The sequence below is a fragment of the Streptomyces sp. NBC_01166 genome, from assembly GCF_045039765.1.
Taxonomy (GTDB): Bacteria; Actinomycetota; Actinomycetes; order Streptomycetales; family Streptomycetaceae; genus Streptomyces.
Window position 1 is genome coordinate 1,138,271 of sequence record NZ_CP108613.1, and the last position, 11,765, is coordinate 1,150,035.

The following is an 11,765-nucleotide window of genomic DNA, read 5'->3' on the forward strand; positions in this document are numbered from 1 at the left end:
GTCCCACCCGGCTCATCCCGGTCCGCCGAGGGCCGCACGGGCCTTCGCGAGGGCGTCCCGGCCCCCGCCGAAGGGGCTCAGCAGTCCGAGCGCCCGTGAACGGGTACCCTCGGCCAGATTGTTGCGCGCGAAACCTTGGAGGGTCCCCGACGGACCGAGATCGAGGTAAAGGAAGTCTCCGCGTTCCTGCATGGCCCGCATGGTGCTCTCGAACTCGATCGGCCGGCGGGCCACCCGCCAGAAGTGTCCGGCGGTGGGGCGCGTGACCGGACGGCCGTCCACGCACGAGTACCAGGGGATGACGGGCGCGGTCAGCGTCACACCCTCGAAGCAGTCGTGGAACGTCTCCCGCACGTCGTCCATGAGGTACGAGTGGAACCCGTGCTCCACCGGCACAGGCTGGTGGAGCACGCCGGCGGCACGCAGTTGTGCGGCCGCGCGGTCGAGTACGTCCGTCCTGCCGGCGACGACCAGGTGCCCCGGGTAGTTCCGCGCGGCCACGTCGGTGCCGTGCAGCGCCGGCGCGTCGTCGAAGACCGTCATGTCGGCGAGGACGGCGAGCATCCCACCGGGAACCCGGGCGTGCACCAGCGCGGCCTGGCGCACCAGCAGGCGCAGACAGTCCGCCGGTTCGATGGCTCCGGCCACCGCGGCGGCCGCGTACTCCCCCAGGCTCGAACCGAGCACGGAGCGTACGGGGATTCCGGCGGCCCGTACCGCCTCGGCGAGCGCCAGCTGGAACATGACGATCGCCGGATGCGTGAACCGGGTATCGGTGAACGGGTCCGTCTTCCGCCTGGCCGGGTCGAAGACCCGGTCCAGGACGGACGAGCCCGACTCATCGACGACCACGGCGTCGTACCGGAGCAGTGCGGCGCGGAAGACGGCGTCCGCCTCGAACAGCTCGCGCCCCATGTGGTGGTACTGCGATCCCTGACCCGAGAACATGAAGACGGTGGGCAGTCCCCGCGGGCCCCGCTCACCGCCGGAGCGGAGCGGGGCCTGCGGGGCGCCGGTGTCACGCGGCACCGGCATGCGATTCCAGCATCCGCTCGGCCTGTTCGAGATCCAGGCTCCCGGCCATCACGCGGCGGAGCACCTCCTCGATCTCCGGGTCGTCCTGTTGTCGCGCCATCCTTCCCGCGAGGTGGCCGGCGAACTTGCGGAGGGTGGGGTACTCGTAGATGTCGGCAACCGGCAGGTCGGTGCCGTAACGGTCGTTGACCGCGCGCATCCACTCCACGGCGATGATGGAGTCCAGACCGACGTCCATGAACGGGTCGTCGGCCCCCAGTTCTTCGCGCGGGACGTACAGCACGTCCGCAAGGGTCTCCGTCAGCTCCGATACCAGCGAGGACGGGTCCGCCGGAGCGTCCCGCGTCTCCGTCGCGGTGGCCGGGCGCCCTGCGGCCACCGGGCCCCGGTCTCCGCCGTCGGATACGGGCTGTGCCGTGGTGGCGGCCAGTTCGGCGGCGAGCTCCCGGATCGTCGAGAACTCGTACACGTCGGCCGTCCCCAGGGATACCTCGAATCGGGCGTTGACGACGCGGATCCACTCCACGGCGACGATCGAGTCGAGGCCGACGTCGATGAATTTGCGGTCGATGCCGACCTCCTCCTGTTCCAGATAGAGCACCTCGGCGAGGCTGTCCGCGAGCTGCCGCTCCAGATCCGCGGCATCGGTCCTACGCGGTGCGGGCGGCGCGGTGACCGGCGTCGGAGCTGACGGCGCGGGCAGTACCCTCAGTCCGATCCCGCGCGGTTTGGGCACGGCCGGCCTGGGCCCTTCCCCCGGCCGGGGGTACGCCGAGAGCACGGCGAGCCGGGCGCCCGTCGTCGGCTCCGGGTCGGGTGCGGTTGTCACGGGCACTGCGGGCGGCGGCTCCACCGTGGCGGCCTCGGCGACCGGGGGCACGACGGCGCGCCCGGCAGCGGCCGGCGCCGTGGTGTCCGCCTCGTCCGGCTGCGTCGCCGGCAGCCAGTACCGGCGCCGCTGGAAGACGTAGGCCGGCAGGTGGACGCGCCGCGCCTCGCCGTCGGTGTGCAGCCCGTCCCATTCGACGGGTCCGCCGAGCGTCCACAGCTCGGCGATCTTCTCCAGCTTCCCCTTGGCGCCCCAGCTCCGCACCATCGCGGCGGCGTCCTCGTCCCCGGCCAGCACCGCCAGCTGCGCCCGGTCCTCGGCCGTTCCCTGCCGGCACTGTGGGGACAGGTCCTCCGCGTCGGCGAACGCCCGCAGGTCCGTGGTGAGTTCGTCGAGATCGGCGACGACGAAGGCTACGCGGTGGGTCATCTCGGTACGCCCCGTCTGAAGGGTGTACGCGATGTCCCGCAGCGCCGGGGCGTCGGAGCCGGGTTCGGTGCCCGCGGCCTCGAGGGAGCCGAGCAGGTTCCGCGCCATGGACCGCAGTTGTTGAGCACTCCCGGCGGACACGGGCACCAGGTGCCGGGGCTGCGTGGCGGCGACGGCGGGCTGGACCGGAGCGCTCCCGGCGGGCAGGTGTTCCTCCAGCAGTACGTGCGCGTTGCTGCCGCCGAAGCCGAACGAGCTGACGCCCGCGCGGAGCGGGAGCACGGAGCTGTCGGGCGCCGCGACCGGTTCCCAGGGCTGTGCCCGGTCCACGACGTGGAAGGGGCTGCCGTCCAGCTTGATGAGCGGGTTGAGCTTCGCGAAGTGCAGCGTGGCCGGCAGGGTCCGGTGCTTCATCGACGCCACGACCTTCAGCATGCCGGCCATGCCTGCCGCCGACTCGAGGTGGCCGATGTTCGACTTGACCGAGCCGAGTCCGCAGGATCCCGCGGGCAGTTCCACCCCGTCCCGCTCGGCCAGGCGTCCGAAGGCGGTCTTGAGGCCGTGCACCTCGATGGGGTCGCCCAGCGGTGTGCCGGGGCCGTGGGCCTCGATGTAGCCGACTGTGCCGGGGCCGACACCGGCCCGTGTGTAGACGCTGCTGACCAGGTCGGCGTGCGCCTGCGGATTGGTGATCGTCAGCGAGTTCGTCCGTCCGCCGTGATTCGTGCCGATGCCGCGGATGACGGCGTGGACGGCGTCCCCGTCGGCGACCGCGGTGGCCAGGGGCTTCAGCAGGATCACCGCTCCGCCCTCGGCCCGTACGTATCCGTCCGCCTGGCTGTCGAAGGCCCTGCAGAGGCCGTCACCGGAGAGCATGCCGTTGCGGCTCAGCGCCTCGAACCTGCGGCTGGACCAGCACAGGTTCACGCCGCCGGCCAGGGCGTACTCGCAGTCGCCGTGTTCGAGCGCGCGGACCGCCTGCTGCACGGCGACCAGTGAGCTCGCGCACGCCGTGTCGACCGTCATGCTGGGCCCGAGCAGGTCGAACCAGTAGGAGATCCGGTTGGCGATGATCGCAGCCGAGGTCCCGGTCGGCAGATACGCGTCGACGGGGCCGTGCCGGGTCTCGGCCAGCTCGGTGTAGTCGGAGTTGGCGACCCCCATGAACACACCGGTGCGTGACCCCTGCAGTGCGGACGCCCGGTATCCGGCGTCCTCGATGGCCTGCCAGGCGAGTTCCATGGCGAGCCGCTGCTGCGGATCCATGAACATCGCCTCACGTGGCGAGATGTTGAAGAAGGCGGCGTCGAAGGCCTCGGCGTCGGCGAGGAACCCGCCGCGCACGGCGGGCCCGTCCTGCTCCGTGGCCCCGGAGCCGCGCCGGCCCGCCCGCCGGTCGGCCGGCAGGTCACCGATCGCACAGCGGCCTTCCTCCAGCAACTGCCAGAACTCGTCCATCGACTCCGCGCCGGGGAAACGCAGGCTCACCCCGACTATGGCGATCTCCTCGGCCCGCACGCTTCCGCTTCCCTCCGCGTCGTCATCCACATGTGTCATGACCTCTGTCCCCGTTCTCTCAGGCCGGCCCGCCGCCACCCTGCTTCCGGTGCACGAACTCGGTGATCCCCGAGAGGGACACGAGCACGTTCATGAAGAGGTCCTCGTCCGTCATCTCGACCTTCAGGTCCTCCTGCAGGAAGCGGAGAATGTTCAGGTAGTCGCGCGATTCGACGACTCCTGCCTTGAAGAGGTCGGTGTCCTCCGTGACCTCGCCGTCGAAGTCCACCAGGAGGGTGTCCTCCATGAACTGCCTGATCTGCCCGCGCACTGCGTCCATCGCCCTGGTTTCCTTACGTCTGAGAGGTGTTTCCGGTGTGGTGGGCACGGCGGGGATCACGTCCGGTCCGCCTTGCGGCCCCGGATGGTGCAGACCTTGCGGCGCCACATCAGCCGGTCCTCGTGCCAGGTGAACTCGGTGGCGACGTCCGGGTCCGCCAGTCCGGTCGCGAGGAGCCCACCGATCCGGGCGCGGCTCTCCTCGGTCTGCGCGACGTGCTCCACGTAGTCATGGAAGTCGAGGAGCGACTCGGACTCGAAGAGGCCGGTGACCCTGACGCCGTTGTCCTTGAAGAGGCCGAAGAACTCCCGCTTCCCGTAGGTGAGGTGATGGCTCCGGTCGATGAGCCGTTCCATCTCCTCGAAGTAGCGGTCCTTCTTCTCGTCGCCGTACGCCATGACGTCCTGGACGCACAGCAGTCCGCCGGGCCGGCAGCAGCGCACCATCCCGGCGAACACGTCCTGGTAGCGCGCCATGTGGTGGAAGGCCGACCGGGACACGACGGCGGAGAACCGGTCGCTCCGCAGGCCGAGCCTTTCCACGTCGTGGCACTCGAAGGAGGCGTTGTCCAGGCCTCGGCCGGCGGCGTTCCGGCGGGCGACCGCGATCATCCCCTCGGAGATGTCCACGCCCGTGACCGTACGCACGAGGCGGGCGCCGTGCAGCGCCATGGCTCCGGTGCCGCAGGCCACGTCCAGCAGGTCGTCGTCCGGCCCGAGCTCGCAGAACTCCGCGAGCCCCCTGAGCGTGCGCTCGTCCTTCGTGACCGACCAGTTGTCGAAGTGTTCCGCCCCTGCGTCGAACTGCTCGACGACCGCGCGATTGGTCCTCACCGTCTTCACTCCCCGTTCTCGAATGTCTGTGCGTAGGCGATCTTTCCGGTGGCCGTGCGGCTGATCAGCGGCACCTGGACGACGCGCACCTGCGTCGGGTCCACGTGGAAGGTCCGGCGCAGGGTCTGCTTGACCTGCCTGACCAGGGCCGGGTCCTCGACGGCGACGGCCAGTTGTTCGTCGCTGCCCCCGCAGGCACAGGTGATGCCGCTCTGCGCGAGGCCCAGTTCGAGTGCGTCGAGGTCGTAACGGATGCCGGACAGCTTCACGAAGCGGCCGCGCCGCCCGGCGATGTAGTAGCAGCCGTCCTCGTCGGCCCAGGCGAGGTCGCCGGTGTCGAGGACCCCGCCGAGCTCGTCCCCACGGGCCAGGTCGGCCCGTCCGCCCGCATGGCCCTGCATCACGTTGGGGCCCTCGTAGCAGAGACTGCCGGTCCGTCCCGGGGCGGTGACGGCCACCCCGTGCTCGTCCCTGAGGTACAGCGTCCCGCCGGGCACGGCCCGTCCGATGCTGCCGGGCTTGGATGCCAGGAGGCCGGGCTCCAGGTAGGCGATGCGGGCTGTGGCCTCGGTCTGTCCGTACATCACGTAGAAGCGGGCCCCTCTGCGCTCCGCTTCGGCGGCGTACCGTTCGACCCGCTCCGCGGGCAGCCGGCCGCCCGCCTGGGTGAAGTAGCGCAGGCTCGGCAGGTCGAGCGAGGCGAACCGCAGGGTGTCCAGCATCTCGTACGTGTAGGGCACGCCCGAGAACGACGTCGCTCCGTTCTTGCGGAAGAAGTCCCAGAACTCGCCCCGCACCAGGGACGCGTCGGTGAGCAGCAGTGTCGCCCCGGCATGCAGATGGCTGGTGATGACCGAGAGGCCGTAGGAGTAGCTCATGGGGAGGCTGGTGACGGGCCGCTCGGTCTCGTCCAGGCCGAGGTATTCGGCGATGGAGCGTGCGTTGGCCGCGATGTTCGCCCGGGTCAGCCGCACCCCCTTGGGCGAGCCGGTCGATCCGGAAGTGAGCAGCACGGCGCCCAGGTCCGCGTGGAGGGGCTCCCCCGTTCCGTAACGTGTCGTGGTCAGGGTGTGGTCGCCCATCGTGAACAGCGCCGGGCCCGTCTCCCGGCCCGTCCCCCACACGTACTCAGGCCGGTAGGCGTCCATGAGCCGGGCGACCAGGACGGCGTCGATGCCGTGATCGACCGGCAGCACCGCATGGCCGGCCAGGATGCCGCCCAGGTATCCGACGAGCGACTCCGTGCGATTGCTCGTCCTCAGCAGGATCAGCGACCGCTCACCTCGGGGCAGACGGGCGCCGAACGCGCGTGCTGTCCGGTGCAGTTCACGGTACGAGAAGCTGCGGCCGCGGTCGTCGACCACCGCAGTCCTGTCACCGAACCGGTGCAAGTCCTCGAAAAAGTCCATGTCTCCGTGTTTCCGAGCGGGGACCGCTCCCCTTGCGACGTGACTACTTGACCGGTGTGCCGATGAGGTACACGACCTCGCCCTTGCCGACGCCCTCGGCGTGCACCGCGGTGCCGATCTTCCACTCGTAGTCCACCGCCTCGATGCCGGCCGTGAGTTCGCGCAACTGGTCCGGTGTGTACACCCGGAGGATCGAGACGACGCCGTCCCAGATCGTGGCGAGGGGGATCACCGGAAGCAGATACGTGAAGAGGATCCGGGACGCTCTGAAGGGCTTCAGGAAGGGCGTCACCAGGAGGAGGCCGATCGGCACGGTGACGACGAGTTTGGCGATGGCCTTGGGGCCTTTGTTGCCGAGTTCGAAGACTCCGATCGGCACCTTCTTGTCCACCGCGTCCTGCAGGATGGCCGTGGCGGTGTCCGGCTTGAAGTGGTGGAACGCCGTGAAGATGGTGCGGAATCCGTCGAGCCGGCCGGGAACGTCCGTGGCGTCGACGGGCCCGGACTCGTACTCGACTCCCTCGCAGCTCTGCTTGATCTTCTCGAAAGCCTCCAGGTTCGGGTACTTGTCGCTGAGGGTGACGGTCACCTTCCTGTCGAGCAGTGCGGACAGGTCCCGCTGCAGATTGGCGATGCCGCCGCTGCCGCCGGAACACAGGTCCAGGATCCGCACCGGGTCCTCCCCGTCCACGGCTTCCGCGATGAGGGGCACCACGGGTGCGTACCTGTTGGTCTTGGAGAAGACGAACGAGAGGAAGTCCGTGGTGCCGCGCCGGAACACGTCGGGGAACCAGGTGAGGTCCTCGAACTCGAAAAGATGCCGCCGCTTCATTGCTTCTCCTTGTGGTGGTGGCTCATTCGGACAAAGTCTGCTCAGGGGGCCAGAGCGCGCGCGATGTGCAGGAGCAGCAGGCGCTGGTCCTGGTCCTCGCGCAGGAAGAGGTGGTCGCCGGAGACCAGGTGCAGGGCGAAGGCTCCGCTGGTCGCCTTCTGCCAAGCGGCCATGTCGGACTCGGTGACCTTGTCGTCGCGGAGCCCGTGCACCGCGGTGACGGGGACGTCGAAGGTGGCCTCGTCGGGCTCCTGGTAGTCCCTCACCAGCTTCAGTTCCGCGAGCCGTGTGGGCAGCAGGGCCCGGGCCAGTTCCTCGCTGACGTCGGCCTCGGAGGTGAGCACGCCGAGCACGGCCTCGCGCTCGGCGGGTGTCGCGGTGGCCAGATCGGCCGGACCGGGGATCTCGTCGTAGCCGATCGCGGCGAACTTCTCGCGGGTGAAGGCCACCAGGGGGTTCGGCCGCACGCTGGGAGCCGAGTACGCGCCGACGAAGAGGTGCCCGGGCTTGATCCCGTGCCGCCGCCACAGCCGGTGGGCGACCCGGTAGGCGAGGAGTGCGCCCATGCTGTGCCCGTAGAAGGCGTAGGGGCGGTCGAGTTCGGGCAGCAACGCCTCGCAGAGCGCGTCGGCCGCGGCCTCGGCGTCCTCGAAGGCCTTCTCCCTGATCCGGCTCTCCTTGCCCGGCAGCTGTACGGGGCACACCTCGATGTCGTCGGGGAGCAGTTCCTGCCAGCCGCGGTACACCGACGCTCCGCCCCCGCTGCCGTACGGCAGGCAGAACAGCTTCAGCCGCGCCCGGGGGTTGGGCGTGCGGTGTGCGATCCAGCCGGCCGCCGCGGTGGCGGCCCGCGGGCCGGCCGGGGCCGGGCCGGCGGCCGCCGGCACTTCGGCGAGGTCCAGACCGGGCAGCACGGCGGCGGCGAGGTCGCGCACGGAGGGCCCCTCGATCAGGGTCTCCATCGGCAGGCGCACCCGCAACTCCTGCTCGATGAGCGCCTTCGCCCTGACTCCGACCAGGGAGTCCATGCCCAGATCGGAGAGACGCTCGTGGGGGTCCAGATCCTCGTCGTCCATGCGCAGCAGTTCGGCGAACCGCTCCCGCAGGTACTCCTCCAGGCGGGCGGCGCGACGCTCCGCGGACGTCCGGCCCAGCTCCAAGAGGATCGGGGAGGGCTCGCTGTCCTGGCTGCCGTCCGCGCCGCCGTCGGCCGCCAGCTCCCGGAAGAGCTGGTCGTGTTCGGCTCCGATGCCCTTCATCGTGACGCCGCCCACACTCGCCGAGATCCTTCCGCGTCCGTCGAGAAGCGCAAGCGCGCCCCGCAGTTCGGCTGTCTCCTCGTCGAACTCCTCCACCGTGACCCGGCACCAGAGGTCGCCCTGGTGCTCGTCCGTCGGGAGCCGGATCTCGCGCCACTCGGTGACCATGAACTTCATGTCGGGGGGCACGGACCGGGGCAGCGCGGCGTGGAAGAGCTGGGCGCACGCGTCGAGGGCGCCGGGGTGGGAACCCACCAGCCAGGGGCCGGCGGTGTCCAGGCCGGCCGGTGCCACGAGGCGGGCCAGTGCCGCTCCTTCACGCGTCCACACCTCGGACAGCCAGCGCACGTCCTCACCCAGGGCCAGTCGGCGCTCGGCCGCGGCCTGCCCGTAGAAGGCGTCTCCTGCGGTCGGACCGTCGAATCCATGGGTGAGGGGGCCGGATTCCGGTGGGGCGGCCGGCGCCTCGCTTGCGGGCCGGTCCCCGGCGGGAACGAACGAACCCTCGGCGTGCCGCGTCCAGTCCCTGCGGTGTTCTCCCTGGGCGTGCACGGTGAACCCCGGTGTGCCGTCCGGTCCCTCCTGCAGGGCGACCACGAGGCGGTTGTCCCGGTCCTCGCGCAGGACCAGAGGGCTGGTGAAGCGGAGGGACCGGATGGCCGGGGGCTCACCCTCGGCGGTCAGCCGCAGCGCGCGGGCCACCAGCTCCAGATAGTGGCCGACATGCATCACCCCATGGGTGGCGCGCACGTCGGGTACCGCGGCCATCGGCACGTCGAAGCCGACCTGGTCGGCACCGAGCGGCGCGTGGATGAGCTGTCCCTCCAGTGAGCCCCGGGGCGCGGCCGGCCGCGCCGGGGCCGCACCGGGGGGTGCCTCCTGCGTCCAGAAGGGCTTGCGCTGGTACGGGTACGTCGGCAGCAGCACCTTGCGCCGGTCGTGACCGCTGTCGAAGCCGGCCCAGTCCACGGGCGTTCCCGCCTCGTACAGCGCGGCGAGCGTCCGTGCGAGCTGCGGCCAGGCCTCCGTCTCCGTCGCGGTCCCGTTGCCGTACGCACCGGCAGGCCGGTCCGCGGGGGCGGGGGGCGCCATGGTCACGCAGTGGTCGTAATCCGCCGCGAGCCGCTGCACGACGGGCCCGAAGGGCTCGGCAGGCACCGTGCCGGCGCCCTCCCACCAGGTGGGGTCGAGCAGCTCCCGGCGGTCCACGACACCGCCGGTGGACCCGGAGAACACACGGGCCCCGGCCGGGCGCAGCCGTATCCCACCGGAGGGCCGCGCCGACGACGGCAGCAGGAACGCGAGTGCCGTGCCCGGATCCATGACGCCGGCCGCGCAGGCGGCGGCGTACACGCCGCTGCCCCGGCCGATGACGGCGTGCGGCCGGACTCCCCAGGACGCCCACATCCGGTCGAGTGCGTATTCCAGGCAGAAGGCCGCGACGGCGTCCGCCGCGGCGGGCGGCGTCCGGTTGCGGGTGCCGGCGAGGCCGTCCGTGATCCCGGTTCCGCCACGGCTGCGCACCGCCTCGTCGCAGGCGTCCGCGGCGGCGCGGAACGCGGGCTGCGTCGCGTACAGCTCCCTGGCGAGCCGGTCGTCGTAGCGGCCCGCGAAGACGAAAGCCGTGCGCGGACCGGAGGCCGGGCGCGGTGCGGCCTCAGGAGGCGTGTACTCCCGCAGCCGCTGCCTCAGCTCCGCGTGGTCGCCGGCGACCACGGCGAGGCGGTGCGCGAAATGGCTGCGCCCCGCATTCGCGGTGTGGCAGAGGTCGCCGAGCGCCGGGAGGCCGCCGCCGTCGAGGAACCGCAGGTAGGAGTCGGTGAGCGCACGCAGCGCGCCCTTGCTCCTCGCGGAGAGCGCCAGGAGGTGCAGAGGGCGTTCGCCGTGCCCGCCGCGCGGCCCGGCCGGCTCCGGCGCCTCGGCGACGATCGCGTGAGCGTTCGTGCCGCTGAAACCGTACGAGCTGATGGCGGCGGTTCGAGCGCCCGCACCTGCTTCCCATTCCTCGCACGTACGGGGGACGGACGCGGGTATGTCGGCCAGCCTGATCTTCGGGTTGACCGTGTTCAGGTGCAGGTTGGGAGGGACCTTGCCGTGCTGCAGACACAGCACGAGCTTGATGAGGCCCGCCACACCGGCCGCCGCTTCCAGGTGGCCGATGTTGCTCTTGACCGACCCGATGCGCAACTCCCGCTCGCGGGACGGGTCGTTCGCGAATACGTCCTTGATGGCCTGGAACTCGATCGGGTCGCCGAGCGCCGTCCCCGTACCGTGCGCCTCGAAGTAGCCGACTTCGGCAGGGACCACACCGGCCTCGGCGAGGGTACGGCGGATCAGGTCGCGCTGGGCCGAGCCGTTGGGCACCGTCAGACCGCTGCCGGGACCGTCCTGGTTGACCCCGCTGGCCTTGATGACGGCCAGGACCGGGTCTCCGTCGCGCCGGGCGTCGGACAGGCGCTTCAGTACGACGACACCGCAGCCCTCACCCCGCCCGTACCCGTCCCCGCTCGCGTCGAAGGACTTGCACCGCCCGTCCTTGGACAGCGCCCCCAGGTCGCACAGCGAGGCGAAGCCGGTGGGCGACAGCAGGAGGTTGACCCCGCCGGCGAGCGCGGTGTCCGACTCTCCCCTCAGCAGGCTCTCGCAGGCCAGATGGACGGACACGAGCGAGGACGAACAAGCGGTGTCGACGGACAGCGAGGGCCCCTGGGCGCCGAGGACGTAGGAGACGCGGCCGGACATGATGGCGGACATCGCGCCGGTCAGTGTGTAGGGGTTGCCGTACTGCTCGGCCCGGGGCAGACCGGCGTACTCGGAACCGATCACCCCGATGAACACACCGGTCCTGGTGCCCCTGAGGCTGTCGGCGGGGATGCCCGCCCGTTCGAGCGCCTCCCAGGCCACCTCCAGGAGGAGTCGCTGCTGGGGGTCCGTCTCGGCCGCTTCGAGGGGCGAGATCCCGAAGAAGTGTGCGTCGAATCCGCGGATGTCCTCCTGGAGGAATCCGCCCTCCTTGAGATAGATCTTGCCCGGCTTCCCGGGTTCGGGGTCGTACAGCTCCTCGACGTCCCACCGGTCCGCGGGCACCTCGACCACGCCGTCGCCACCACCGCTGAGGAACTCCCAGTAAGCCTCCGGCGTGACGCTGCCGCCCGGGAAGCGGCAGCCCATGCCGACCACGGCCACCGGCTCGCGCGTCCGCGCGCCCTGTGCGCCTTCCTGCCTGAGTTTCCTGATGGTGCGCAGCGACTCCGACAGGAGTGCCTTGTAGTCGTCCGGCTTCACTTCCACGGCCATGCCGT

The 11,765-nt window shown here is 71.0% G+C and carries 7 protein-coding genes; all 7 read right to left on the minus strand.

The window, feature by feature from the left end:
- Positions 1-12: 12 nt before the first annotated feature.
- Genes OG379_RS05335 through OG379_RS05365 form a run of 7 tightly spaced genes read right to left on the minus strand, consistent with a single transcriptional unit; the run spans position 13 to position 11,760 of the window.
- The gene (locus OG379_RS05335; protein ID WP_405659846.1) at positions 13-1,035 is read right to left on the minus strand and encodes an acyltransferase domain-containing protein; all 1,023 of its coding nucleotides are present in this window, start codon (positions 1,033-1,035) and stop codon (positions 13-15) included.
- Positions 1,019-3,850 carry a beta-ketoacyl synthase N-terminal-like domain-containing protein gene (locus tag OG379_RS05340; protein ID WP_405659849.1) on the minus strand — a complete coding sequence of 944 codons (2,832 nt, stop codon included), beginning with the start codon at positions 3,848-3,850 and terminating at the stop codon, positions 1,019-1,021. Before OG379_RS05340 ends, OG379_RS05335 begins: the two co-directional genes overlap by 17 nt.
- Before the next feature lie 19 nt (positions 3,851-3,869).
- Positions 3,870-4,130, minus strand: coding sequence for an acyl carrier protein (locus OG379_RS05345; protein WP_405659851.1), 261 nt, complete (start codon positions 4,128-4,130; stop codon positions 3,870-3,872).
- 56 nt (positions 4,131-4,186) lie between these two features.
- Positions 4,187-4,963 (minus strand): class I SAM-dependent methyltransferase, encoded by a 777-nt coding sequence (locus tag OG379_RS05350; RefSeq protein WP_405659854.1) that lies wholly within the window; start codon positions 4,961-4,963, stop codon positions 4,187-4,189.
- A 5-nt stretch (positions 4,964-4,968) separates the two neighbouring features.
- Positions 4,969-6,372 (minus strand): AMP-binding protein, encoded by a 1,404-nt coding sequence (locus OG379_RS05355; protein ID WP_405659857.1) that lies wholly within the window; start codon positions 6,370-6,372, stop codon positions 4,969-4,971.
- Positions 6,373-6,415: 43 nt separating this feature from the next.
- Positions 6,416-7,204, minus strand: a complete 789-nt coding sequence (locus OG379_RS05360; protein WP_405659860.1) for a hypothetical protein — start codon at positions 7,202-7,204, stop codon at positions 6,416-6,418.
- A 41-nt stretch (positions 7,205-7,245) separates the two neighbouring features.
- Positions 7,246-11,760: a beta-ketoacyl synthase N-terminal-like domain-containing protein gene (locus OG379_RS05365; protein ID WP_405659863.1), complete on the minus strand. Its 4,515-nt coding sequence runs from the start codon at positions 11,758-11,760 to the stop codon at positions 7,246-7,248.
- Between the last annotated feature and the right edge of the window lie 5 nt (positions 11,761-11,765).